Here is a 26168-nt window from a genome sequence, read left to right as displayed (position 1 = left end):
TTAACGTCCCGCTACAGGTTTCAGTTCGATACGTTTGATATCGCCCACCAGCACCAGATAGCTCAGCACCGCCACCAGGGCATGGATACCGACGTAGATCAGCGCGCCGTTGAACGAGCCGGTGGTGCCGACGATATAGCCGATGGCGATCGGGGTGACGATGCCGGAGATATTGCCGAACATATTGAACAAACCGCCGGAGAGACCGCTAATCTCTTTCGGCGCGGTATCCGCCATCACCGCCCAGCCGAGGGCGCCGATCCCTTTGCCGAAGAAGGCCATTGCCATAAAGCCGATCACCATCCACTCCACGTTGACATAGTTACACATCAGCATGGTCATGGAGAGCAGCATCCCCAGCACAATCGGCGTTTTGCGCGCAATGTTCAGCGAGCCGGTGCGGCGCATTAACCAGTCGGAGATCACCCCGCCCAGCACCCCGCCGACAAAGCCGCACACCGCCGGAATCGAGGCGACAAAGCCGGCTTTGAGGATCGACATGCCGCGCGCCTGCACCAGATAAACCGGGAACCAGGTGATAAAGAAGTAGGTTAAGGCGTTGATGCAGTACTGACCGATATAGATGCCGATCATCATCCGCGAGCCGATCAGTTGCTTGATCTGCCCCATTTTGACGCTAAACGGCACTTTCTGCGCGCTGCTCTTCTGATCCATGTTGATCAGCGCCCCGCCTTCGGCGATATAGTCCAGCTCTTTCTGGTTCACGCCCGGGTGGTTGTTCGGATCGTGGATCACTTTCAGCCACACAAAGCTGATCACAATCCCCAGCCCGCCCATAAAGAAGAACACATGCGACCAACCCACCTCATGCGTCAGCCAGCCCATGATCGGCGCGAAAATAACGGTGGCAAAGTACTGGGCGGAGTTAAAAATCGATACCGCTGTCCCCCTCTCCTGCGCCGGGAACCAGGCGGCGACGATCCGGCTGTTGCCGGGGAATGACGGCGACTCGGCAAGGCCGACGAGGAAGCGCAGGGTAAACAGCGCAACGATAATGCCAAAGCCGCTGAAGATATCGACGAAGCCCTGCAGCAGGGTAAACATCGACCAGATGAAGATCGACCAGAAATAGACGCGCTTCGAGCCGAAGCGGTCGAGCAGCCAGCCGCCCGGGATCTGGCCGATGACATAAGCCCATGAGAAGGCGGAGAACACATACCCCATCCCCACCGGATCAAGGCCGATATCCCTGGCCATTTCCGAACCGGCGATCGACAGCGTCGCCCGGTCGCCATAGTTAAAAGAGGTGACGATAAACAGCATCACCACTATCCAGTAGCGGGCGTTGGTACGCTTTTCAGCCGCCGTCGCCGCCTGACTTAATGAACTCATTGTTGTACTCCTGAATCATAGCGTTTAGCTACGTTCATTCTGAACAGCACAACCTGTAGGGTAATCAGAATGACGTGGTCGTGTTTTGATAGTTGTCGTTATATCTGGCACTGCATTTATCACTGGCTGGAGCAGTATATGAAGAGGCACACCGCGGCTCACCGTGCATCCACACAGCTTTTACGCCGCTATTGCAGGTGGTTTGTGGCGAATGCCTGAAAGAATGGGGGGAAGTTCACGGAAATGAAAAGCCAGCGCCGCTGGCGCCGCATAGCGCAGCAAAAAGGGCCGGAGTGTGAAATACCTCACTTGACCCGGTGAAACTGGCTGGCTTAAGCCATGATATTGCTAAGGATATTGTGGCGTTTGCCTAAAGGCGCGGCGCCTGGAAAGCGCTACTATTTTGACGTCCGCGTATCTGGCCGCGACGTATTGAAAGAGCGCCCTCTGCGTAGGGAGAGGGCAGCGCTTTTATGCGAGCAGGGTGGCCCACTGCTCAACCCACGGATTGGAGACGCTCTCCGGCTCCGGGTCTTCGCTGGCGTCAATCTTCAGCATCTCGCCGATGCGCTTCGCGCCCTGCTCCTGCAGCAGCTGATCGAACTTCAGGCCGCCGCCGCAAAAGTTGGCATAGGTGCTGTCGCCGAGCGCGATAATGCCGTACCGCAGGTGAGGCTGATACATATCTTTGATGCCCTCATACAGCGGGACGATGCTGTCCGGCAGATCGCCCTGCCCGGTGGTGGAGGTGACCACCAGCACATACTTACCCGTGTAGGATTCCCAGTCGTTGACCTGCGGATCCTCATACACGGTAGCCTTGTGTCCCAGTCCGCTGAGGATCGCTTCCGCTTCTTCCGCGACCAGCAGCGAGTTGCCGTACATGGTGCCGACAAAAATTCCGACTTCCGCCATGCTATTATCTCCCTGGATTGACCTTATTCTCTTCATCCTGACCGCTGTCGTCGGCAAACTCAACCCTTTCATTTAGCGGGAGAAGCCCGCGCCAGCCAAACTGCGACAGCGCGCGCATCCAGACGTCGTCAAAACCGGCGCGCAGGGTCAGCGGCTCGCCGGTAAAAGGATGGGTTAATGACAGCTCGCTGGCGTGCAGCATCAGGCGGTGACAGCCGAAATGTTCCGCGGCGCTGCGGTTTTGCCGCAGATCGCCGTGCTTGCTGTCGCCGAGGATCGGATGACGGAGGTGGGCCAGATGACGGCGCAGCTGGTGCTTGCGGCCGGTTTTCGGCTCCAGTTCCACCAGCCCATAGCGCGAGGTGGGATAGCGCCCAGTCGCCACTGGCATCTCCACTGTCGCCAGACCGCGGTAGTGGGTTACCGCTGGCTGCGGCCCTTTATCTTCGCGGGCGAACTTATCGGCGATTCTATCCAGCTCCTCTACCAGCGGGTAATCCAGCAGCGCCTCTTCCATCAGCCAGCCGCGGACGATCGCATGGTAGCGCTTCCGGATCTGGTGCTGCTCGAACTGTTGCGCCAGCAGCCGGCCCGCCTCGCTCGACAATCCCATCAGCAGCACGCCGGAGGTGGGCCGGTCGAGACGATGAGCGGTAAAAACGTGCTGACCGATCTGGTCGCGCACAGTCTGCATCACCACCACTTTCTCGTCGCGATCGAGCCAGCTGCGATGCACCAGCCAGCCCGAGGGTTTGTTGACCGCCACCAGCCAGTCGTCCAGGTAGATAATCTCCAGCATCAGGCCTGCTCACCGGCAAACAGCGCGTCTAACAGCAGAAGTTCCGCCAGCATGGATTCGCGGACCGGGTGGGCCTGATCCAGAGCCATTTCGTAATAAGGCGCAACGGCAAAATTTTGCGGCAGCGGCTGGCCGCTCTCCAGCAGCTGGTGCATACGCGGGATCAGGACCCACTGCAGCCACTCCAGCGGCTCCAGGGTATCCAGGCAAAACGGCTTATCGCTGGCGAAGGCGCTGCTGTCCGGCGCCGTCTCCTGCCAGTGCTCCGTTTCGCGCAGCAGGGCTTCAATGGCGCGCAGGCGATCGCGCACGCTATCGTGAAGAGTCATGGGGAAACCTCGATGAGTTAAAAACCGGGCGCAGGATAGCAAATCCGCAGGAGAAATAAAAAAAGGGAGCACTGTATAAACAGTGCTCCCGGTTCGTTTTGCAGCAGTCCCGCTACATTGGTGCTCCCTGCTCGTCCTTGAAAACTTTTCCTGAGGTCTCCTGACCATGTTCATCCATAAACACGTGCATCCTGCTTTCACACCACCCCGATGCGAAATGACTTATCCATAAGTTTGTCCCGATCTTCCTGATCCACCGTTCATCCTGAGCGGCTCTCGTTCTCCATCCTGGAGGTGTCCATTACGCGATCCTGCGTTATCCTTGCTTCATCCTGAAGCCTGTCCCTGCAACGCCGTCCTGGCGGGTCCTGCAGAAGCGCCATCATCCTGATGTTCGCTTCATTTCGCGACGTCCTGTCGACAGACATAGGATCACTGATTCTGCCCCTTCTTACAACCCTTCTTGAGACAATCTCTTAAGATTAGTCCCCACTCAAAAGGACGAAAAAATTAAGATCTGATTTAATACCAACAACTTATATAAAAAAGTATGGATTAAATTTACCTTAAATGATGACGATCTCTTACAGGTTTTGTAAGAGATCTCTCACAAACGATCTGGCAGACTGGATTACAGAACTGGCTCAAGGTGGTTGAGGAAACCCGCAAGTGAGGGAGAAAGCGTAATGCGTTTGGCGGTGCCGAGGGTCTCTTTGACTACCTCGCCGCTGAGATTACAGACGGATATCACATCCAGTTCACTCTCGAGGGTGGCGATGAACAGCGTCGGCGACAGCTTCAACCGCTTCTGCACCACCAGGTGCCCGATTAAATTTTCCTGCACCCGCTGGAAATCCTCTTCACTCCAGGTCTGCAGCAGCGTCAAGGTTTCGCCGGCAAACCGGCCGGACATATCGCCGGCAAACTGAGTGGTATAATAAGAATGAAGCGGCTGTTGTACCACAATGTCGAGGGCGCGTTCAACCGCGCTGATATTTTGCGCCAGCGAAAACGGCTGCGGCTGCCAGAAAACGGCCTCGCCCTGGGTGTCGACAACGCAAGGCGACGGGACGCCGTAAAGCTCTTCACTGCGCGGCAGGCTGTGGCGCTGCTGCTGCCAGGCGGCGCAATATCGTTGGGTAAAAGCGCGTAGCGCTTCTGCTGTCTGATGGTCCACCGGTTTCTCTCTTCACGTTAGACAGGATACACTGGAGCAATAGTGTACCCGCTTTACTATGGTGAAACATGTCTTCTTACGATAATCATCAGGCGCTGGCCGGCCTGACGCTCGGTAAATCAACCGATTACCGCGATACCTATGACGCCTCGCTGCTGCAGGGCGTGCCGCGCAGTTTAAACCGCGACCCGCTGGGCCTGCATGCCGATAATCTGCCGTTTCACGGCGCCGATATCTGGACGCTGTACGAACTCTCCTGGCTGAACGGCAAAGGTCTGCCGCAGGTAGCTGTCGGCCACGTCGAGCTGCCCGATACCAGCCTCAATCTGGTGGAGTCGAAAAGCTTTAAGCTCTATCTCAACAGCTTTAACCAGACCCGTTTCGCTAGCTGGCAGGACGTTGCAGAGACGCTGACTCGCGATCTCAGCGCCTGCGCGCAGGGGAAGGTTAAGGTATCGCTCTACCGCCTGGATGAACTGGAAGGCCAGCCGATTGCCCGCCTGCACGGCACCTGCATCGACGATCAGGATATCGAGATCGATAACTATCAGTTCAGCGCCGATTACCTGCAGGGCGCCGCCAGCGGCAAAATCGTGGAGGAGACGCTGGTCAGCCACCTGCTGAAGTCTAATTGCCTTATCACTCATCAGCCGGACTGGGGCTCGGTGCAGATCCAGTATCGGGGGGCGAAAATCGACCGCGAGCAGCTCCTGCGCTATCTGGTTTCGTTCCGCCACCATAACGAATTCCATGAGCAGTGCGTCGAGCGTATCTTTAACGATATTCTCCGTTTCTGCCAGCCGGAATCGCTTTCCGTTTACGCCCGCTATACGCGACGCGGCGGTCTGGATATCAACCCCTGGCGCAGCAATGGCGACTTTTCCCCCGCCACCGGCCGCCTCGCCCGTCAATAATAAACAATTTCACAATTTGCGTGCGTTTAGGCGCGCGCAAGGTTGTGGAAACGCCGTTCGCAGGGCTATTGTAATCACAGGAAGACCATAAGCGTCCTGTAAGGAGTTCACTTGATTACACATGTTAGCCCGCTTGGTTCAATGGATATGCTGTCGCAGCTGGAAGTGGATATGCTTAAGCGCACCGCCAGCAGCGACCTGTACCAACTCTTTCGCAACTGCTCGCTTGCTGTGCTCAATTCGGGGAGCCTGACCGATAACAGCAAGGAGCTCCTGTCCCGTTTCGAAAATTTCGAGATTAACGTGCTGCGGCGCGAACGCGGCGTGAAGCTGGAACTGATCAACCCGCCGGAAGACGCCTTCGTTGACGGGCGGATTATCCGCTCCCTGCAGGCCAACCTGTTCGCCGTGCTGCGCGATATCCTGTTCGTTTACGGCCAGATCCACAATACCGTTCGCTTCCCGAACCTCGATCTCGAAAGTTCGGTTCATATCACTAACCTGGTGTTCTCGATCCTGCGCAACGCCCGCGCGCTGCACGTCGGCGAGGCGCCGAACATGATCGTCTGCTGGGGCGGCCACTCCATCAACGAAAACGAATATCTCTACGCCCGCCGCGTCGGTACGCAGCTGGGCCTGCGGGAACTGAATATCTGCACCGGCTGCGGGCCTGGCGCAATGGAGGCGCCGATGAAAGGCGCCGCCGTCGGCCATGCGCAGCAGCGCTACAAAGACAGCCGCTTTATCGGCATGACCGAACCATCCATTATCGCTGCGGAACCACCGAACCCGCTGGTCAATGAACTGATCATCATGCCGGATATCGAAAAGCGTCTGGAGGCCTTCGTACGTATCGCCCACGGGATCATTATTTTCCCGGGCGGCGTCGGCACTGCCGAAGAGCTGCTCTACCTGCTGGGTATTCTGATGCACCCCGACAACAAAGCGCAGGTGCTGCCGCTGATCCTCACCGGGCCGAAGGAGAGCGCCGACTACTTCCGCGTACTGGACGAGTTTATCACCCATACCCTGGGCGAATCGGCCCGTCGCCACTACCGGATCATCATTGACGACCCCGCGGAAGTGGCGCGGCAGATGAAAAAAGCGATGCCGCTGGTGAAAGAGAGCCGTCGCGAGACCGATGACGCCTATAGCTTTAACTGGTCGATTCGCATCTCGCCGGACCTGCAGATGCCGTTTGATCCGACCCACGAGAACATGGCCAACCTCAAACTCTCCCCGGATCAGCCGGTGGAAGTGCTGGCCGCCGACCTGCGTCGTGCCTTCTCCGGGATTGTCGCGGGGAACGTCAAAGAGGTGGGCATCCAGGCCATTGAGCAGTACGGTCCTTACAAACTGCACGGCGATCCGGAGATGATGCGCCGTATGGACGATCTGCTGCAGGGCTTCGTCGCCCAGCACCGCATGAAGCTTCCGGGCGGCACCGCCTATATTCCTTGCTACGAAATCATCGCCTGATTTCCCACACTCCCGCCGGGGCATCGCCTGACGCCTGCCCCCGGCGGGCTCTCTTCCTCTGACTTCCAGAACGCGCTAAAAACCTTTCTGTTACTAATCAATCACCTGAATTATTTCTACATAGCCAAACGTTTGCGTTGGTAAAAACTGCGACAATTATCACTACAAAAAATGGTTTTAAGCGCAAAAACGTCGACTAGTTCTCTTTTTTACAGTAAATCCCTCGTTATTACGCCGCTCCGCTTTTATCTCATATGCTGCAAATGGTAGCCTTCGCGCCACAAATCGCTGGCTGATCACCAGAAACAGGCTGTTGGACTAAAAATACGCACATTGAAAGTGGATTATTGCATTTGAGATCGCGATCACTGATGCATAAACCATATAAATGTATCTTTCCGGCCCAATTATTACGGAGAAAATTTCTAAAAATACCGTAATTAAACGAATTTCATGTTACGCAATTGTATTTATTCATTAGATTTTGTTGATTCCTCCAGGAGATACAGATGGAAACCACTCAAACCAGCACCATCGTTTCGGGCGAAACCCGCAGCGGATGGCGTAAAACCGACACCATGTGGATGCTGGGCCTGTACGGTACAGCGATTGGCGCGGGCGTCTTGTTCCTGCCGATCAACGCCGGCGTTGGCGGCATGATCCCCCTGATCATCATGGCGATTCTGGCCTTCCCGATGACTTTCTTCGCCCACCGCGGCATGACCCGCTTCGTGCTCTCCGGGAAAAACCCGGGCGAAGACATCACCGAAGTAGTGGAAGAACACTTCGGCGTAGGCGCAGGTAAGCTGATTACCCTGCTTTATTTCTTCGCTATCTACCCGATCCTGCTGGTTTACAGCGTGGCGATCACTAACACCGTCGAAACCTTCATGGCGCATCAGCTGCACATGACGCCGCCGCCGCGCGCCATTCTGTCGCTGATCCTGATCGTCGGCATGATGACCATCGTGCGTTTCGGCGAGCAGATGATTGTGAAAGCGATGAGCGTGCTGGTGTTCCCATTCGTTATCGCGCTGATGGTGCTGGCTCTGTATCTGATCCCGCAGTGGAACGGCGCGGCGCTGGAGACGCTCTCCCTGAGCGGCGCTTCCGTTACCGGCAACGGCCTGCTGATGACCCTGTGGCTGGCGATCCCGGTGATGGTCTTCTCCTTCAACCACTCGCCGATCATCTCTTCCTTCGCGGTAGCCAAACGTGAAGAGTACGGCGAAGGCGCTGAGAAGAAATGCTCCAGTATCCTCGCTCGCGCCCACATCATGATGGTGCTGACCGTGATGTTCTTCGTCTTCAGCTGCGTTCTGAGCCTCTCTCCGGCAGACCTGGCGGCGGCGAAAGAGCAGAACATCTCGATTCTGTCTTACCTGGCGAACCACTTTAACGCGCCAATCATTGCCTGGATGGCGCCGATCATCGCGATGATCGCCATCACCAAATCCTTCCTTGGCCACTATCTGGGCGCTCGCGAAGGCTTTAACGGCATGGTGATCAAATCCCTGCGCAGTAAAGGCAAATCGATTGAAATCAACAAACTGAACAAGCTGACCGCGCTGTTCATGCTGATCACCACCTGGATTGTGGCAACCCTGAACCCGAGCATCCTCGGTATGATCGAGACCCTTGGCGGCCCGATTATCGCGATGATCCTGTTCCTGATGCCGATGTACGCGATTCAGAAAGTCCCGGCGATGCGTAAATACAGCGGCCATATCAGCAACGTCTTCGTGGTGATTATGGGCCTGATTGCCATCTCCGCGATCTTCTACTCTCTGTTCAGCTAATTCATTCAACGCCTCCCCCCGCGCCGCTTTACGGCGGCGCGCTTTCCGACAGCACGGGAATACATATGATCAGCGTATTCGATATCTTTAAAATCGGCATTGGCCCTTCCAGCTCCCATACCGTTGGACCGATGAAAGCGGGCAAACAATTCACTGACGACCTGATCGCGCGCGGCCTGCTGGCCGAGGTGAGCAAAGTCGTCGTCGACGTCTACGGCTCCCTCTCCCTGACCGGTAAAGGCCACCATACCGATATCGCGATTATCATGGGACTCGCCGGCAACCTGCCGGACACCGTCGACATCGACGCCATTCCGGGCTTTATTCAGGACGTTAATACCCATGGCCGCCTGATGCTGGCCAACGGTCAGCACGAAGTGGACTTCCCGGTGGATCAGTGCATGAATTTCCATGCCGACAACCTGTCGCTGCATGAGAACGGCATGCGCATCACCGCCCTGGCCGGCGACAAGGTGCTCTACAGCCAGAAGTATTACTCTATCGGCGGCGGCTTTATCGTTGATGAGGAGCACTTCGGCCAGACTACCGAGGCGCCGGTTGCCGTTCCTTACCCTTACAAAAACGCCGCCGACCTGCAGCGTCACTGCCGTGAAACCGGGCTGTCGCTCTCCGGCCTGATGATGCAGAACGAACTGGCGCTGCACAGCAAAGAAGCCCTTGAGCAACACTTCGCCGCGGTGTGGGAAGTGATGAGCGCCGGTATCGAGCGCGGCATCACCACCGAAGGCGTCCTGCCGGGCAAACTGCGCGTCCCGCGCCGCGCCGCCGCGCTGCGCCGTATGCTGGTGAGCCAGGACACCACCAACAGCGATCCGATGGCGGTGGTCGACTGGATCAATATGTTCGCCCTGGCGGTGAACGAAGAGAACGCCGCCGGCGGCCGGGTGGTGACCGCGCCAACCAACGGCGCCTGCGGTATCGTGCCGGCGGTGCTGGCCTACTACGACAAGTTTATCCGCAAGGTGAACAGCAACTCCCTGGCCCGCTATATGCTGGTCGCCAGCGCGATTGGTTCGCTGTATAAGATGAACGCCTCCATCTCCGGCGCCGAAGTCGGCTGCCAGGGTGAAGTGGGGGTCGCCTGCTCGATGGCGGCGGCCGGTCTGGCGGAACTGCTGGGCGGCAGCCCGGGTCAGGTGTGCATCGCGGCAGAGATCGCTATGGAGCATAACCTCGGCCTGACCTGCGACCCGGTCGCCGGCCAGGTGCAGGTGCCGTGCATCGAACGCAACGCTATCGCTGCCGTGAAAGCGGTCAACGCCGCGCGAATGGCGCTGCGCCGGACCAGCGAGCCGCGAGTGTGTCTCGATAAAGTGATCGAGACCATGTACGAAACCGGCAAAGACATGAACGCCAAGTACCGGGAAACCTCCCGCGGTGGTCTGGCGATGAAGATTGTTGCCTGCGACTAACCTGCTGGCCCGCCACGCGTCGGCGTGTCGGGCCATCGTCCTGCATAACTCTTTTTGTTATATTAATAAAATTTTAGTTATTTAATGGTTATAAGCGCTGTTTGTTACCTTACGCAAAACCGCTAAGGAGAACAGACAATGTCCAACCGATTCCGCCCCGCCTGGCTGCTGGTCCTCGCCGCCCTCTCTACCTCCGCGCTGGCCAAAGCGCCGGAAACCGTCAACATCGGCTATCAAAAGGCGAATATCTTCGCGCTGCTGAAGTACCGCGGCACGCTGGATGAGAGCCTGAAAAAACAGGGCATTGCCGTACGCTGGGTCGAATTCCCCGCCGGGCCGCAAATGCTGGAGGGGCTGAACGTCGGTAGTATCGATCTGGCCGCGACCGGCGATGCGCCTCCGGCCTTTGCCCAGGCGGCGCAAGCCGATCTGGTCTACCTTGCCCACTCCCCCGCTAACCCGAAAACGGAAGCGATTGTGGTGCCTGAACAGTCGGCAATCCACAGCGTGGCCGATCTGAAGGGCAAGCGCGTGGGGTTGAACAAGGGGTCTGACGTCAACTACCTGCTGGTTGCCGCACTGGAAAAAGCGGGCCTCAGCTATAAAGACATCACCCCGGTCTATCTGCCGCCGGCGGACGCCCGCGCCGCTTTCCAGCGCGGGGCGATTGATGCGTGGGTGATCTGGGATCCGTTCCTCGCAGAAGTGGAAACCAACGCGAAAGCCCGACAGATCCGCAATGCCGAGGGGCTGGTGCCGCACTACACCTTCTATCTCGCCAGCCGCAAGTTTGCAGATACCTACCCGGAGACAGCAAAGCAGGTGGTGGATGAGCTGGGTAAACTCAGCGCGTGGGCGAACAGCCATCAGGACGAGGCCGCCGGGCTGCTGTCGACCTCAACCGGACTGGATAAAGCCATCTGGCTGAAGACCCTGGCCCGCCTGCCCTACGGTGCCGAACGCATGACCCCGGCGGTGTATAACGAACAGCAGGCGCTGGCGGATACCTTTACGCGCATCGGCCTGCTGCCGGTGAAAGTCGACGTGCGCAGCGCCACCTGGTCGCTGGATAAACCTTGATTTTCCTGACGACGGGAAGCTCTGCGCCTCCCGTCGCCGACAGGCTTACCCCGCCGTTTTCTCACCATTGCCTATCTGCCAGATAAAGGTGGGCGCTTCACCGTTCACCAGCCAGTTACCGATATTACGTGCCTTATAAATCACCGGATTATGCGAGGCAACCGTCCGCGCATTGCGCCAGTGGCGATCCAGCGCAAGGCGAGTTCGCGTATCCGACGCCCCGAGGGCATTAAACAGCTCCGTCGCCGCCCGCGGGATCCAGTCGCTGGCGATCACCTGCGCCTGCGCCGCTTCCACTTCCGCCAGCTGGTTACGCCGGGCAATCAATGCTTCGTCGTCGCTGACGTGCGCCACATAGGCCTGCTGCAGCGATTCCGCGGCCTGCAGGACCGCGGCCCGGATCGCCCATGCCCAGCTGCTGATCTGCCCAACGACCTGCAGAACCTGGGCGTCATCGCGCGGCACGGCGGCGTTGCCGTGGCTGTACATCCGGGAACGATGTTTGACGCCCTGCGCGGCATCCCGCTCAACCGCCAGGCCAATGCCCGCGAGGGTCGCCAGCAGCACATGCTGGTAGAAGGCGGTCTGATAGCGAAAGCGCTGGGCAAAATCATAGACATGTTCGGTTTCCACCCGAGCGCCGGTAAAGCGGGTGGTCCCGCTGCCGGTCAACCGCTGGCCAAAGCCATCCCAGTCATCTTCCCGCACCACGCCGGTCTGCTGGGTGCTGACCAGGGCTATCACATCGCTGGCGGTATCACTGCGCCGGGCAAACACATCGATCCAGTCGGCGTACAGCGCGCCGGTGCTGTAAAACTTCTCGCCGTCGAGTCGCCAGCCGCCCTCTGTCGGCGTCACTCTGGTGTTCACCTCTCCCAGCTTAACCGCGCCGATCTCCGTCCAGCCGCTGCCCACCAGCTCACCGTCGAGGAAGCGACGAAACCAGCGGTCGCGCCCGGCGGAATCCGGCTGATTCAGCTGATCTTCCACAAAGGCAAAGTGCGCGCGCAGGGCCTGCGGCAGGTTAGAGTCCGCTTGCGCCAGCTCGATCAGCAGCGCACTGAGCTGCGGCAGCGAAGCGCCCCAGCCGCCCTTCTCGCGCGGGATACGCAGCGTGCCGAAGCCCGCTTCTTTCAGCCAGCGGATCGGCTCATCGGGCAGAATGCGCTGCTGTTCGCGCTCCGCAGCGCCCTGGGCGATACGGGTGAATATCGGGCGGAAGGCGGCCGCCAGCGCGTCATAATCGGTGCCAGTAGAAAGCAGGGTCATTGTCAGTTCCTTATTCATGAAGTGCGTCGATATCTTCTCGCGTCGGTTCATGACGGACCGCCAGCAGGAAGAAAATGGGAATAATGGCGGCAAGCGAGACCACCCAGAACATCTGCGTGCCGAGGGAGGCCTGCAGCAGCGGCAGAATAAACAACGCCAGCGCGCTGCCGATCCCGGAGAGTGCCCGGCTGAAACCGACCCCGGTGGCGCGAATGGCAGTAGGATAGGAGAGCGCCGGGTAGATCATCAGCTGCGCCCCCGGGCCAAACCCTTCGGCGAACAGCCACAGCCCCAGCATCGCGATAGCCAGCACGATACCTGCCGTCGCGTGCGGTTGCCCCACCAGCGCCAGCACAATCAGCGCCACAAACTGCAGGGCGAAGCCGGCTATCGCCACATGACGCGAAGGATATTTCCACGCCAGATGCATACCGAGCAGCCCACCGGTAAAAGCAAACAGGGCGTTCAGCCCCAGCGATGCCGAAATAGTTTCGAAGACGCCAGCCCCGAGGAACTGGGCAAGAATTGACGGCAGGAAAAAGGCAATCGCCGTGTACTCGAAGGAGATACAGATATTCATCACCCCGGCGACGATAGTCCGCTCGCGGTAGGGTTTTTCGAACAGCACGCGGAAGCTCACTTTCGGCGCTGGCGCGGGCTTCGCCGCCGGGACCTCATGGGCATGGATCCCCCAGGAGTCGCGTAAAATACGCACTGCAGAGGTCAGATCGCCCTGGTTCGCCGCCCACAGCGGGGATTCATTCATAAATCGACTGCGGACGGCAATAATCAGCAGTGCCGGCACGGCGCCGAACAGCAGGGAGGCGCGCCACAGCCAGTCAAGATGCTCCTGCGGCAGCAGGAAATAGAGGCCGAAGATAATGAGAAAGCAGACGGTTGAGGCGGCGTACCACATCGGGCACCACGCCGCGAGGCGAGCCGCTTTGTTGCCTTTGCCGGCAAAGCGGGAAAACTCGGCCAGATAGGACATCGCTACCGGCAGGTCGATGCCAACGCCGATGCCCATCAGGAAGCGGGCGCCAATCAACACCCAGACGTTCGGCGCCAGCCCGGCGGCGATAGCCGAAATCACGAAAAAGAACATATCGGCCATAAAAACCGAATAGCGACCATATTTATCGGTCAGCCAGCCGCCGATAATATTGCCGACGATAGTCCCGACCATAATGGACGAAGTCACCAGGCCGGTCAGCAGCGGTGAGAGCTGAAATTCACGTACAACGTCATCAATACCGTAGGAGAGCGTGGTTAAGTCATATGCGTCGAGAAAAACGCCCCCCAGCGCGAGGAAGACAATCATCCGCGCATATTTCGCTTGTTCCTTGCCGGAATTAATTAGCCGCGCCACATCCCCGACGCTACTGACCGGTACCGAAGCGATACCGGGATTATCCACTGGTAATGTACTCATTTTTTCACCTTATTATTTTGTGCAGGTCATCAGCGGTTATAGACCGCGCGCGACGAGAATCAAAACAACAAATCATTCTATAATAATCAATATAATCAATAAGTTAATAAATATCACCAGCACAAAAAGGACGCGCTTTCACGCATCCTCAAGGGAAATAAATAACAACGAAAATAGACGTCGTGCAGGACGCTTATTCCGCGGACACTGGAACTAATACGTCTTTTACCAGCGGGTCATCGGTGGTTTTTAACCACGTCTGGATCCGCGGATCAGAAAAAGCCTGTTTTAATTTGACGATATTTTCCTGCGATAAATACGGTGTACCAATCACTAATTGCGAAGCAAAGGTGCGCGGCGCCGGCGGGAATAATATGCCTTTCTCACGCGGCACTTTCCCGGCGTCAAATTGCGAGACATAGCCGATGGCGGCATCCACCGAATTTAACGCCCGCGGCATGGTCAGCAGATCCAGCTCTTTAAAGACAAACTGATGCGGGTTACCGACAATATTTTTCAGCTTCGCCGTGCGCGGCTCCACCGCCGGGTCGAGCGAGATCAACCCAATGCGCTGGAGCAGCCACAGGGCCTGCCCCTGATTGGCGCCATCGTCAGGCACGACAATGGTCGCGCCGTTGGGCAACGCCTGTACCGACGAGTAGCGGTCGGAATAGATGCCAAACGCCCACTGGAACACCGGCACCGTGGTCGACAGCGCAAAGCCGTTAGCGTCCACCACCTGTTTAAGCCACCACTGATGCTGATAGATCGTCCCGGCATACTGACCTTCCGCTACCGCGCGGTCAGCCTGGACCGGATCCTGCACCCCCACCGCCTCCAGTTTCAGACCGTAATCGGGCGCAATATGCTGATTAATATACTCAATGATCCGCTGCTCGCCGGCCATCGCCGGCTCGTAGTGAATTTTTAACGTGCTGCCGAAGACCACCTGCTGGCTTTGGGTATGTCCCCGCCACCACCAGAAGGCGATGGCGAGCAGGATAATCACCGCCAGCGCCGCCAGCCAGGGCCAGCGCCGCGCTTTACGTAACTCAAATTGCTCTGTTGTCATACAAGGTTCCCCTGCGTGTGGCGTAAACGGTTGACCAGACGGTCACCCAAAAATTGAATCAACTGGATCGTGGCGATCAGGGCAACGATCGTCGCGATCATGATGTGGTTGTCGAAGCGCTGATAGCCGTACACCACGGCCAGGTAGCCGATGCCGCCGGCGCCGATGGTCCCGGCGATAGCCGAATACTCGATCATCGAGACCAGGTTTAGCGTCACCGCCGCCACCAGCGCGGGCATGGCTTCACTGAGCTGCGCGCTGGCAATGATTTGCCAGCGCGACCCGCCGCAGACGACCCCCACCGCGGTGACCTCCGCCGGCAACTCGCGCAGCGCGTTCTCCACCAGACGGCCAAAGAACGGGACGCCGGCGGCGATCATCGGCACGACCGCGGCGGGTATGCCAATCGTGGTGCCGGTCAGCCAGTAAGTGAACGGGATAATGGCGGCCATCAGCACCAGAAACGGCAGCGAACGTCCCATATTGACCACCCAGTTCAGCAGCCGGTACAGCAGTGCGTGCGGAAATAAGCCCCGCGGCGAGGCGTTAAACAACACCACCCCCACCAGTCCTCCCAGCGTGACGACAAACAGCATCACAATGGCCACCATCAGCCAGGTTTCGCCATAGGCGGGGAGCAGCAGCGAAGGGATTTCGCCCCAGGGGGTATCCTGACTGATGACTGTCGGTTTCATACCGCCTCCCTGAGCAACGGCGCGCTGTCGAGGATCTCCGCCGTTATGCCGAGCTGCGCCAGCAGGCCCTGCAGTCGCGCGGGCGACAGGCGTTCGCCCTGAAAGCGCACTCCGGCCTGCAGGCGACCGGCCAGCCGACCATTAATCACCTCGACGTGACCGCCAAGGAGATCGATCTGCAGCGCCCACTGCTGGCTCAGGCGGCTGATCCAGTCGGTGGCCACCGGCACATCCCAGCGGTAGCTCAGACGCAGCAGCAGATCGCTGTGGGTAGCTGCCGCCGGCGTCAGCGGCAACAGCTGCTGGCCGAGCAGAGAATCGGGACGCGCCAGCAGATCTTCGATCCGCCCGTACTGGACGATCGTCCCGTCGCGGATCTCCGCCACCGCATCCGCCGCCGTGCGCACCGCGTCCATTTCATGGGTAATCAGGACGATCGCCAGCTGGTACTCATCACGCAGCCGCTTGAGCAGAGCCAGCACCGAGGCCGTGGCCTGAGGATCGAGGCCGGAGGTGGCTTCATCCGCCAGCAGAACGGACGGGCGCAGCGCCAGCGCGCGGGCAATGCCGATCCGCTGGCGCTGGCCGCCTGAGAGCTGGGCCGGCCAGGCATCCGCTTTGTGGCTCAGGCCGACGCTCTCCAGCAGCTCGCCAACCCGCGCCTTGATATCGCGCTCCACCACACCAAGCCACGCCAGCGGCAGGGCGACATTCTCCCAGGCGGTCCTGCGGCTCAACAGCGCCGAAGACTGGAAAACGGTGCCAATCGCCCGCCGTTCCCGGCGCAGCGCCTCGCCGGACAGCGCCGACAGATCCTGGCCATTGATACGAATGCTGCCGCTGTCCGGTTGCTCCAGCAGGCTGATGCAGCGCGCCAGGGTTGATTTACCGGCGCCGCTCGGCCCCACCACCGCGGTGATGGAGCGCTCAGGCACCTGCAGCGACAGCCCTTTCAGCACCGCGCTGAGCCGGCCATCCGCCGTGCGGTAACTTTTATGCAGGTCATCAATAGCGATCATGTCACCTTCTCCTCTACCGATGCCGCCGTGCGCGCATCGCGGCGGTAGCTGGCGCCCGGGTGAGGCGCGGCCAGACGCGGGCCGCCGCCGAACAGTTTTTCGCGCAGGGTCCCCTCGCGGTACTCTTGCTTAAAGACGCCGCGCTTTTGCAGCTCAGGCACCAGCAGCTCGACGACATCGCGGAAGGTTTCGTGAGTGACGGCATAGGCGAGGTTAAAGCCATCGACGTCCGTCTCTTCGACCCAGGACTGCAGTTCGTCCGCCACGGTTTGCGCGCTGCCAACCACCAGCGGACCGAAGCCGCCGATCCCCGCCCAATCGGCCAGGGCCTGCACCGTCCACTGGCGGTTCGGATCAGCGGTCGAAAAGGCCTCCACCGCCGACTGAATGGCGTTGGTGTGCAGATACTTCAGCACCTGATCCGGCTGATACTGGCCGAAATCGATCCCCGTCCAGCCGGAGAGCAGCGCCAGCGCGCCTTCATAGCTGACGTACTGCTTATATTCCTGCCACTTCGCCTGTGCCTCGCGGTCGGTGTCGCCGACAATTACCGTCTGCAGGTTGAAGATCAGGATGCTGTGCGGATCGCGCCCCGCCTCAGCTGCCCGGCGGCGAATATCCGCCACCGTCTTCTTCAGCAGCACCTTCGACGGCGCTGCGACGAAGACGCATTCGGCATGGCCGGCGGCGAACTGTTTGCCGCGGCTGGACGCCCCCGCCTGATACAGCACCGGCGTGCGCTGCGGGGATGGCTCGCAGAGGTGGATCCCCGGCACGGAAAAGAACTGTCCCTGATGGTTAATGGGATGGATTTTCCGCGGATCGCTGAAGATCTTCCGCTCTCTGTCGCGCAGCACCGCCCCATCCTCCCAGCTTCCCTCCAGCAACTTATAGATCACCTGCAAATACTCATCGGCATAGTCATAGCGGGTGTCATGGTCGGTCTGGGTCTGCTGGCCGATATTGCGCGCCCCGCTCTCCAGATAGGAGGTGACGATATTCCAGCCCACCCGCCCTTTGGTCAGATGATCGAGCGTCGACAGACGACGAGCGAAGGGGTAAGGATGCTCAAACGACAGCGAGGCGGTCAGGCCGAAGCCCAGATGCTCCGTCACCAGCGCCATTGGGGTGATCAGAGCCAGCGGATCGTTGACCGGAACCTGCGTCGCCTGGCGGATCGCCGCATCGCCGCTGCCGTTCAGCACGTCATAAATCCCCAGCACGTCGGCGATAAACAGCCCGTCGAACTTGCCGCGCTCCAGCAGCCGCGCCAGATCCACCCAGTACTCCAGATCTTTATACTGCCAGGAGCGATCCCGGGGATGCGCCCACAGGCCCGGCGACTGATGGCCGACGCAGTTCATATCGAAAGCGTTAAGACGAATTTCACGTTGTGATGACATAGCAATCTCCATAGCGCGGCCCGTCGCCGGGGCGCACGCGGCAAAATGAATCAGGGAAAAGAAAGAGAGGTATTCAGTACGCAGGACATCGGGAGTCCTGCGGGATCCCGAGCGTGAGTAACGCTTGCGCCGCCACGTCAGCGGCATGGTCGGCTACCTGCGGCAGGCCCATCAGTTCGCCAAAACGCCCGCGGGCGGCCGGACCGGCCACCAGCACCGGCAGCGCCTCAACGTGCGGCTCAGCCACTGCCCGGGAACGGCTGTCCACCTCCAGGCCCATGCCGAGGGCATCGGCGCGAATCAGGCCGCGGCGGGCGAGGTCCTGTAAAAATGGCTGGCTGTCGGTCAGGGCGCGGTGTGCGGGTCCGGTGGTCAGGATCAGGTGATCGACGCTCAGCGTCTGCACGCCGCCGCCGCGCCGCGCCAGCGTCAGACGCAGCGTTTCGCCTTCACCGCTTATCGACAGTAGCCTGGCCGCCTGCACCTGCAGACTGCCCGTGCGCTGGCGCGCCTCCAGCACCTCGGCGACCTGCGGCGCCACGCGGTAGCGGTGGACATCCCAGTAATGGCGCAGATGGCGCAGAAAACGCTGGCGATCGGCGACGCTGAGCGCCTGCCAGATCCGTTGCCCCTGCTGACGAACCGCATCCAGCACCACCTGCCAGCTCAGGCCCTGCTGCGCCGCATACGCGACGTCGAGGCGGATCTGACGCAGGCGCTGGCGCAGGCTGCCCTGCTGATAGTCACCAGGCCAGGTTGCCCCTGCGCCGCTAAGGTTGCCGCGCGACAGCAGGCCATGGCGCGAAAAGGCGACGATACTGCCGCGGTGGCCCAGCCGGTCCAGCGTCGCGACCGTATCGGCCATGGTTAATCCGGTGCCCATCACCGCCACCCGGGCGTGCGGGGCGATGGCATCGAGCGCGCCCGGCTGCCACGGGTTGGCAATCAGCGCCGGATGATGACGCCAGGCTTCGGCCTGTGCCGGCAGCGAAGGCGGTGGATGACTGATCGCCAGCACCAGCAGATCGGCCTTAAGCTGCAGGCCGCCGTCGGTGGTCACCATCCCCTGATGAAAAGCGAGCGCCCGATCGCGCAGGTGGCGAAGCCGTCCGCCGCTGGACGCCGCGGCGTCGGCAAAACGCTGCGCCACATAGCGACCAAACTGGCCGCGCTGAGGGTAGACGGAACCGTCCGGGCGCAGCGCCTGCACATCGACGGTAAAGGCAGGCTGATGGCGGTACCAATGATCGAAGGCGCCCTCTTCGTCGCCGGCCAGCTGCATGCGAGCGGCCGGAACGTTAATCCGGTGCGTCGGCTCCGCAGTGGAGTAGGCCACCCCGGCCCCGGGGGACTGGCGCGGCTCCAGCAGCGTCACGCGCACCCCGTTCGGCGCCAGGCGCAGCAGCTCAATCGCCACCGCCGCGCCGCTAAAGCCGCCGCCGATAATCACGATATGCGGTTCTGCACTCATCGCTGCCCTCCTCCGGTATGCTGTCTCATGGTCGCGCTCCGGGCCATCAGCTGGCGCTGACCTGGCGCACCGGGCGCTTATCGCCGCCGATGGTTTCGCCAAACGGACCGGTGTTCACGCTACGCGCCTTCGACGAGGCCCCGTTTTCCAGCGGCAACAGAGGCATCACCAGCTCAGCAAAGCGGTGCGCTTCTTCCAGATGTGGGTAGCCGGAGAAGATAAAGTTGCTGATGCCGAGCGCCTGATATTCGCGGATGCGTTCCGCTACCTGCTGAGGATTACCTACCAGCGCGGTACCCGCGCCGCCGCGCACCAGTCCGACGCCGGCCCACAGATTGGGCGCAATGCGCAGATTATCGCGCGATCCCTGATGCAGGGCGCTCATCCGCGCCTGGCCGGCCGAGTCCATGCGGGCGAAGATCTTTTGCGCCTGGGCAATGGTATCGTCGTCAAGATGGGCGATCAGCCGGTCGGCGGCGGCCCATGCCTCTTCTTCCGTTTCGCGCACAATGACATGCAGACGAATGCCGTACTGCAGGGTGCGTCCGCGGGCCGCGGCGCGCTCGCGCACCACCGCCAGCTTCTCCGCCACCAGTTCCGGGGGTTCGCCCCACGTCAGATAGCTGTCGATCTGCTCGGCCGCCACATCAATGGCCGCATCAGAAGAGCCGCCGAAATAGAGCGGCGGGCCATTCTCCTGCACCGGCGGGAACAACACCTCAGCGCCTTCCACGTGAATATGCTCGCCGTGATAATCCACTTTTTCCCCGCGCAGCAGGCGGGTGTAAACATCAAGAAATTCGCGGGTCACCTGATAGCGCTCGCTGTGGCTGAGGAAGATACCGTCGCCTTTGTTTTCCACCGGGTCGCCGCCGGTAACGACGTTGATCAGCAGCCGACCTTCCGATAAACGGTCGAGGGTGGCCGCCATCCGCGCCGCCAGGGTTGGCGGCTGCAGGCCCGGCCTGACCGCCACCAGATAGCGCAGACGGCGGGTCAACGGCGCCAGCGCCGAGGCCACCAGCCACGAATCTTCACAGCTTTTACCGGTGGGGATCAGCACGCCGTAGTAGCCCAGGCTGTCGGCTGCCAGCGCCACCTGCTGCAGATAAGGTAAATCGACCGGGCGTCCACCCTCGGTGGTACCCAGATAACGGCCATCGCCATGGGTAGGTAAGAACCAGAAGACATTGATCTTGTCGGGAGCTTGCTGCGTCATTATCTATTTCCTATATAACCATATCCGATATTTATCGAAGAGATGTTTTAATTTGGTTATATGAGTGTTAGCGATAATCATGCCAATGGTGAATAAAAAATTAATCTTTTAAAATCAATGCACTGAAAACGGCTTCGCCGCGCCGCGCTGTTGCAAATCGCGCAGCCGCCGCGCATCCGCTGGCGCATTTGCACCAGCCGCGGGCCTTCCCCCTCTGGTTTCTGCGGCCGCCGCAGGATAAGTTCAGAGCATCAACGATCGGAGGCCCTCTATGCTGAACCCAGAATCCCCTTCCACCGCTCCCGCGCTGATCGACCCGGCGTCGAAGGCCTTCCAGAGCCTGCTGGACAAACTCGCGCCAACGGAGGCGACCGTGCTGATCGTGGGCGAAACCGGCACCGGCAAGGAGGTGGTGGCCCGCTATCTCCATCATCACAGCGCCCGTCGCCAGCAGCCGTTTCTGGCCGTTAACTGCGGCGCGCTGACCGAGAGCCTCGCCGAAGCTGAACTGTTCGGCCATGAGAAAGGCGCCTTCACCGGCGCGCAGCAGGGACAGCCCGGCTGGTTTGAAGCCGCGGAAGGGGGGACGCTGCTGCTGGACGAGATCGGCGAATTAAGCCTGCCGCTGCAGGTCAAGCTGCTGCGAGTGCTGCAGGAGCGTGAAATTACCCGCGTCGGCTCACGCAAAGCGATTAAAGTGAATGTCCGGGTGATTGCCGCCACCCACGTTGACCTGGCCCAGGCGATCCGCGAGCGCCGCTTTCGCGAGGATCTCTACTATCGACTGAATATCGCGGTGGTGCCGCTGCCGCCGCTGCGCCAGCGTCGGCAGGATATCCCGCTGCTGGCGCACCACTTTTTATCACTCTACGCCCGGCGCCTCGGGCGGCCAACCCTGCGTCTGGCGCCGGAATCACTGGCCCGGCTGATGGACTATTCGTGGCCGGGCAATATTCGCGAGCTGGAAAACACCCTGCACAACGCGGTGCTGCTCAGTAAAGAAGAGGAGATCAGTCCTGCCCAGCTGCGCCTGGCGACGCTCAACGACGCCCCGGGGCCGGCGAGCGATCATGAACTGGACGACTTTATTCGCCACCAGCTGGCGCTTCCCGGCGAGCCGCTGTGGCAGCGAGTGACCAGCGCCCTGATTCGCCACGCCATGGCACATTGCGACGATAACCAGAGCCAGGCGGCCGCGCTGTTGGGGATCAGCCGGCATACCTTGCGCACCCAGCTCGCTAACCTCGGGCTGATCAAAAGCCGCCGCCGCCCGCCTGCGCCGCCGCGGGCGTTCGCCAACGCAGCCGGGGCCGATCGCGAACTGCGCATTGGCTACCAGCGCTTCGGCAGCCTCGGGATCCTGAAAGCCCGTCAGAGCCTGGAAACCGCCTTCGCCAGCCTCGGCGTCAACGTGCTGTGGAGTGAGTTTCCTGCCGGACCGCAGCTCCTCCACGCCCTCGCCTGCAACGAGATCGACTTCGGCACCACCGGAGAAGCGCCGCCGGTGTTTGCCCAGGCCAGCAATAGCGAACTGATGTACGTGGCGTGGGAGCCGCCGGCGCCGCGCAGCGTGGCGATGGTCGTCCCGCAGGGGAGCGACATTCGCCAGCTCAGCGATCTGCGCGGTAAACGCATCGCCCTCAATAAAGGGTCGAATGTCCACTGGCTGCTGCTGCAGATCCTCGAGGACGCCGGCCTGGGTCTGAACGATGTGCGGGTGGTCTATACCCCGCCGAAATATCCGCTGACCGCCAGCGACTATCTGGCGGTTGACGCCTGGATGATGTGGGATCCGCTGCTCAGCGACGCCGAACACACCGGCGAGCTGCGGGTGGTCGCCAGCGGCGAAGGCCGGGTCAACAACCATCAGTTTTATCTTTCGCGACGGGACTACCTCGCTCAGCATGGCGATATCATGCGCCGCCTGCTGACGGAGCTGACCCACACCGGGCAGTTTATCGACTCGCATCGCGGCGAAGCGGCCCGCTTACTCTCGGCAGAGCTGGGGATCGACGCCCGGTCGCTGAGCATGGCCCTCGCCCGCCGCAGCCATCGCCCGCGGCCGATGGATCTGTCGGTGATCCGCGCCCAGCAGACCATCGCCGATCGCTTTTACGCCCTCGGGCTTATCGCCAAACCGGTCCCGGTGCGCGAAGCGGTGTGGTACGGCGAACCCGCGCCGGACGTCATCAGACCGCTGATGGCGGTCAGTTAGCGAAATTTGCGCGTTATCTTCCTGATTGTTCAGGCGCAGATAGCCTCGATCTGATGGCGATGTTACCCTAAAGACGCTGAGAATAAGGGGGTATCTGTGGCTGTTCATCTGTTAATCGTCGACGCGTTAAATCTAATCCGCCGCATCCACGCGGTGCAGGGTTCACCCTGCGTCGATACCTGCCTGCATGCCCTGGAGCAGCTGATTGTCCACAGTCAGCCCACCCACGCGGTGGCGGTGTTCGATGATGAGGATCGCGCCCACGGCTGGCGCCACCAGCGCCTGCCGGAGTACAAAGCCGGCCGCGCGCCGATGCCGGAGACGCTGGTGGCCGAGATGCCGACGCTGCGGGCCGCCTTCGAACAGCGGGGGATCCGCTGCTGGGCCTCGCCGGGCAGCGAAGCAGACGATCTCGCCGCCACCCTGGCGGTGAAGGTGGCCCAGGCGGGCCATCAGGCCACCATTGTCTCCACCGACAAAGGCTACTGCCAGCTGCTGTCGCCCACCATCCGCATCCGCGACTACTTTCAGAAGCGCTGGCTGGACGCCCCCTTCATCGCCAGCGAGTTCGGCGTCACCCCGGAGCAGCTGGCGGATTACTGGGGGCTGGCGGGGATCAGCAGCTCGAAGGTGCCGGGCGTGGCGGGCATTGGACCCAAAAGCGCCGCCCAGCTGCTGAACGAGTTTCAGGACCTGGAGGGGCTGTACGCCCGTCTGGCCGAGGTCCCGGAGAAGTGGCGCAAAAAGCTGGCCGCGCATCAGGAGATGGCCTTCACCTGCCGGGAGGTGGCCCGCCTGCAGACCGACCTCCAGCTGGACGGCAATCTGCAGCAGCTGCGGCTGACGCGCTGACCTTCGTTAAGAGGTGCGTCGGTGCAGGGTAACTGCCTGCTTTACCCGGGCCAGGCAATCACCAGGCCGCCTGATATAACCCGACGATATCCGCCAGGCTCGCCTCGCGCGGGTTGCCGCCGGTACACACATCCGCCAGCGCCGCCTGGGCCAGCGCCGGAATATCCTCTTTCCTGACGCCCACCTCGCGCAGATGGCCGGGAATACCGACATCGCGGTTAAGCTGGCAGACCGCCTCTACTGCCGCCTCGCGCGCGGCGGTCAGGCTTAACGCTTCCACCCTGACGCCCATCGACCGGGCGATGTCGCGATATTTTTCCCCGGTCGCCTCAGCATTAAAGCGCATCACGTGCGGCAGCAGGATGGCATTCGCCACGCCGTGCGGCGTGTTGTAAAAAGCGCCGAGCGGATGCGCCATACCGTGTACCAGGCCAAGCCCAACGTTGGAAAATCCCATCCCCGCCACATACTGGCCGAGCGCCATAGCTTCCCCCGCGCCGGCGTCGCCGGCAACCGAGCCGCGCAGCGCGCCGGCGATGATCTCGATGGCCTTGAGGTGCAGAGCATCGGTCAAAGCCCAGGCGCCGCGAGTGAGGTACCCTTCGATAGCATGCGTCAGGGCGTCCACGCCGGTAGCCGCCTTCAGCGCCGGCGGCATAGCGTCCATCATATCGGCATCGATAAAGGCCACCTGCGGAATATCGTGCGGGTCGACACAGACGAATTTGCGCCGCTGTTCTTCATCGGTGATGACATAGTTAATCGTCACCTCCGCCGCGGTACCCGCGGTGGTCGGCACCGCGAAGATCGGCACGCTGGGCTGACGGGTGGGCGACAGCCCCTCGAGGCTACGGACATCGGCGAATTCCGGGTTACGCTGAATAATACCGATCGCCTTACAGGTATCCTGCGGCGAACCGCCGCCGATGGCGATCAGGTAATCCGCCCCGCTGCGTTGAAAGGCCTGCAGCCCCTGCTGGACCACGGCGATGGTCGGGTTAGGGATCACGTCGCTGAATATATCCCATGCCAGCCCGGCGGCATCCAGTTTGTCGGTGACTTTCGCCGCCACGCCGCAGCGGGCGAGAGTACTGTCGGTGACGATCAATGCTTTACGATAACCGCGCCGCACCGCTTCATCGGTTAATGCGTTTATCGCCCCCCGGCCAAACCATGCCGTTTCATTGAGGATCATTCTGTTTGCCATCGTGGCTCTCCTGTTAGCGTTGCGGCATCACTCTTCAATGCGTAATCCGTAGGTTTTGAACTTCTCCAGCACGATGGCGATCGCCTCGTCATCCAGCACCGGGACCGGGTCGGTAATCGCCAGCGTACTGAGGTAGAGCTGGGCCAGGACCTCCACTTCATGCGCCAGCCAGAGCGCTTTCTCCAGGCTGGCCTCGCAGGCGATCAGGCCGTGATGCTGCAGCAGCGTGGCTTTGCGGTGCTTCAGCGCCACCGCGACATGCTCAGACAGTTCGCGGGTGCCGAAGGTGGCATAGGGCGCGCAGGGGATCGAATTCCCGCCGGCCGCGGCGATCATATAGTGAATGGCCGGGATGGGCCGGTTGAGGATCGACACCGCCGTACAATGGACAGCGTGATTGTGGACCACCGCCTGGGCATCGGGTCGCGTCTGGTAGGCCGCCTGATGAAAACGCCATTCGCTGGAGGGCAGTTTTCCCTGCTCATGCTGGCCGTCGGCATCAATAAAGACGATCTTGTCTTCCGTCAGCTTTTCATATGGGATACCGGTAGGGGTGATCAGCATTCCTCCCTGATAGCGCACGCTGACATTGCCGGCGGTCCCCTGATTTAACCCCAGGCGGGTCATTTCCAGGCAGGTATCGATAATCTGCCGGGCCAGTCTGTTTCTTTCCATTGCGTTCCTCTTTTGGTGACTCATCATCCATCAACGGCAGGGCAACAGAAATATCGTCGGCTACCGTGGGATAGGGTGAATAATGGTCTTCATCATCAACCTGAATATTCAAAGGGGAATTTTCATGATTATTTTTTGTGAGCCGCGTCAATTATTCCGCCATGAATAAAGCAACCATACCCATTACGAGAGAGATTAAAATGCCCGTTCTTAATAATATTTCATCAAGCGGGCATTTTATTTCTTTGTAACAATTGCCCGTTTCCCACAATATATATTCATTCGGTCATAAGCGTTGTGGTTTTGTGAATTTATTTTCTCAAACGGTCAGCGTTTTTGAAAAATTAAAGTGACAATAATC

At 60.3% G+C, this 26168-nt stretch carries 23 protein-coding genes; 7 read left to right on the top strand and 16 right to left on the bottom strand.

Annotation, left to right across the window (positions count from 1 at the left end):
• The 5 genes from HMPREF3140_RS00185 to syd form a co-directional block, all read right to left on the bottom strand.
• Entirely contained in the window at positions 1 to 1353 is a 1353-nt protein-coding gene (locus tag HMPREF3140_RS00185) for an MFS transporter (RefSeq protein WP_002915225.1), read from the bottom strand.
• Positions 1354 to 1824: 471 nt separating this feature from the next.
• Positions 1825 to 2268 carry a flavodoxin gene (locus tag HMPREF3140_RS00180; RefSeq protein WP_002915235.1) on the bottom strand — a complete coding sequence of 148 codons (444 nt, stop codon included), beginning with the start codon at positions 2266 to 2268 and terminating at the stop codon, positions 1825 to 1827.
• Positions 2269 to 2272: 4 nt separating this feature from the next.
• Positions 2273 to 3067: a tRNA pseudouridine(65) synthase TruC gene (truC, locus tag HMPREF3140_RS00175; protein ID WP_032412265.1), complete on the bottom strand. Its 795-nt coding sequence runs from the start codon at positions 3065 to 3067 to the stop codon at positions 2273 to 2275.
• A complete protein-coding gene (locus tag HMPREF3140_RS00170; protein WP_002915249.1) occupies positions 3067 to 3396 on the bottom strand; it encodes a YqcC family protein in 330 nt (109 codons plus the stop codon). The genes truC and HMPREF3140_RS00170 overlap by 1 nt, the downstream gene beginning before the upstream one ends.
• Positions 3397 to 4027: 631 nt before the next feature.
• Positions 4028 to 4573: a SecY-interacting protein gene (syd, locus tag HMPREF3140_RS00165; protein ID WP_004174635.1), complete on the bottom strand. Its 546-nt coding sequence runs from the start codon at positions 4571 to 4573 to the stop codon at positions 4028 to 4030.
• A 68-nt stretch (positions 4574 to 4641) separates the two neighbouring features.
• Between syd and queF the strand changes: the two genes are divergently transcribed.
• The 5 genes from queF to HMPREF3140_RS00140 all read left to right on the top strand — a co-directional run bounded on the left by queF (position 4642) and on the right by HMPREF3140_RS00140 (position 11278).
• Positions 4642 to 5487, top strand: coding sequence for an NADPH-dependent 7-cyano-7-deazaguanine reductase QueF (gene queF / locus HMPREF3140_RS00160; protein WP_004174633.1), 846 nt, complete (start codon positions 4642 to 4644; stop codon positions 5485 to 5487).
• Between the two features lie 111 nt (positions 5488 to 5598).
• The gene (ppnN, locus tag HMPREF3140_RS00155) at positions 5599 to 6966 is read left to right on the top strand and encodes a nucleotide 5'-monophosphate nucleosidase PpnN (RefSeq protein WP_002915258.1); all 1368 of its coding nucleotides are present in this window, start codon (positions 5599 to 5601) and stop codon (positions 6964 to 6966) included.
• Positions 6967 to 7475: 509 nt separating this feature from the next.
• A complete protein-coding gene (locus HMPREF3140_RS00150) occupies positions 7476 to 8765 on the top strand; it encodes an HAAAP family serine/threonine permease (RefSeq protein ID WP_004151070.1) in 1290 nt (429 codons plus the stop codon).
• A 65-nt stretch (positions 8766 to 8830) separates the two neighbouring features.
• A complete protein-coding gene (locus HMPREF3140_RS00145) occupies positions 8831 to 10198 on the top strand; it encodes an L-serine ammonia-lyase (RefSeq protein WP_032412267.1) in 1368 nt (455 codons plus the stop codon).
• Positions 10199 to 10336: 138 nt separating this feature from the next.
• Complete coding sequence (locus tag HMPREF3140_RS00140; RefSeq protein ID WP_002915261.1) at positions 10337 to 11278, top strand: aliphatic sulfonate ABC transporter substrate-binding protein; 942 nt, start codon at positions 10337 to 10339, stop codon at positions 11276 to 11278.
• Between the two features lie 45 nt (positions 11279 to 11323).
• Here the strand turns inward: HMPREF3140_RS00140 and HMPREF3140_RS00135 are convergent, their stop codons facing one another.
• The 9 genes from HMPREF3140_RS00135 to HMPREF3140_RS28515 all read right to left on the bottom strand — a co-directional run bounded on the left by HMPREF3140_RS00135 (position 11324) and on the right by HMPREF3140_RS28515 (position 21052).
• Positions 11324 to 12547, bottom strand: coding sequence for an acyl-CoA dehydrogenase family protein (locus tag HMPREF3140_RS00135; protein WP_070552790.1), 1224 nt, complete (start codon positions 12545 to 12547; stop codon positions 11324 to 11326).
• 10 nt (positions 12548 to 12557) lie between these two features.
• Positions 12558 to 13979 carry an MFS transporter gene (locus HMPREF3140_RS00130; protein WP_004151071.1) on the bottom strand — a complete coding sequence of 474 codons (1422 nt, stop codon included), beginning with the start codon at positions 13977 to 13979 and terminating at the stop codon, positions 12558 to 12560.
• 193 nt (positions 13980 to 14172) lie between these two features.
• Entirely contained in the window at positions 14173 to 15051 is an 879-nt protein-coding gene (locus tag HMPREF3140_RS00125; RefSeq protein WP_002915265.1) for a MetQ/NlpA family ABC transporter substrate-binding protein, read from the bottom strand.
• Entirely contained in the window at positions 15048 to 15746 is a 699-nt protein-coding gene (locus HMPREF3140_RS00120; protein ID WP_002915267.1) for a methionine ABC transporter permease, read from the bottom strand. Before HMPREF3140_RS00120 ends, HMPREF3140_RS00125 begins: the two co-directional genes overlap by 4 nt.
• The gene (locus HMPREF3140_RS00115) at positions 15743 to 16765 is read right to left on the bottom strand and encodes a methionine ABC transporter ATP-binding protein (protein ID WP_004174621.1); all 1023 of its coding nucleotides are present in this window, start codon (positions 16763 to 16765) and stop codon (positions 15743 to 15745) included. The genes HMPREF3140_RS00120 and HMPREF3140_RS00115 overlap by 4 nt, the downstream gene beginning before the upstream one ends.
• Positions 16762 to 18168, bottom strand: coding sequence for an LLM class flavin-dependent oxidoreductase (locus HMPREF3140_RS00110; protein WP_002915313.1), 1407 nt, complete (start codon positions 18166 to 18168; stop codon positions 16762 to 16764). Before HMPREF3140_RS00110 ends, HMPREF3140_RS00115 begins: the two co-directional genes overlap by 4 nt.
• Positions 18169 to 18241: 73 nt before the next feature.
• The gene (locus HMPREF3140_RS00105) at positions 18242 to 19639 is read right to left on the bottom strand and encodes an FAD/NAD(P)-binding protein (RefSeq protein ID WP_004149578.1); all 1398 of its coding nucleotides are present in this window, start codon (positions 19637 to 19639) and stop codon (positions 18242 to 18244) included.
• A 46-nt stretch (positions 19640 to 19685) separates the two neighbouring features.
• Positions 19686 to 20858: an FMNH2-dependent alkanesulfonate monooxygenase gene (gene ssuD, locus HMPREF3140_RS00100; RefSeq protein WP_002915347.1), complete on the bottom strand. Its 1173-nt coding sequence runs from the start codon at positions 20856 to 20858 to the stop codon at positions 19686 to 19688.
• A 77-nt stretch (positions 20859 to 20935) separates the two neighbouring features.
• Complete coding sequence (locus HMPREF3140_RS28515) at positions 20936 to 21052, bottom strand: hypothetical protein (protein WP_004219275.1); 117 nt, start codon at positions 21050 to 21052, stop codon at positions 20936 to 20938.
• 77 nt (positions 21053 to 21129) lie between these two features.
• Between HMPREF3140_RS28515 and HMPREF3140_RS00090 the strand changes: the two genes are divergently transcribed.
• Positions 21130 to 23073, top strand: coding sequence for a sigma-54-dependent Fis family transcriptional regulator (locus tag HMPREF3140_RS00090; RefSeq protein ID WP_004174618.1), 1944 nt, complete (start codon positions 21130 to 21132; stop codon positions 23071 to 23073).
• Positions 23074 to 23169: 96 nt separating this feature from the next.
• On the top strand, positions 23170 to 23925 hold the full coding sequence (xni, locus tag HMPREF3140_RS00085) for a flap endonuclease Xni (RefSeq protein ID WP_004174615.1): 756 nt from the start codon (positions 23170 to 23172) through the stop codon (positions 23923 to 23925).
• Positions 23926 to 23983: 58 nt separating this feature from the next.
• On the opposite strand, the gene fucO is transcribed toward xni, so the two are convergent.
• Positions 23984 to 25132, bottom strand: coding sequence for a lactaldehyde reductase (fucO, locus tag HMPREF3140_RS00080; protein WP_032412274.1), 1149 nt, complete (start codon positions 25130 to 25132; stop codon positions 23984 to 23986).
• A gap of 27 nt (positions 25133 to 25159) precedes the next feature.
• On the bottom strand, positions 25160 to 25807 hold the full coding sequence (gene fucA / locus HMPREF3140_RS00075; RefSeq protein ID WP_002915470.1) for an L-fuculose-phosphate aldolase: 648 nt from the start codon (positions 25805 to 25807) through the stop codon (positions 25160 to 25162).
• Positions 25808 to 26168: the final 361 nt, after the last annotated feature.

It is taken from the genome of Klebsiella sp. HMSC16A12, assembly GCF_001808265.1.
In the GTDB taxonomy this organism is placed as follows: Bacteria; Pseudomonadota; Gammaproteobacteria; order Enterobacterales; family Enterobacteriaceae; genus Klebsiella; species Klebsiella pneumoniae.
Note: the sequence above shows the minus strand (reverse complement) of the source record. Positions and strands in the feature narration are given on the sequence as shown.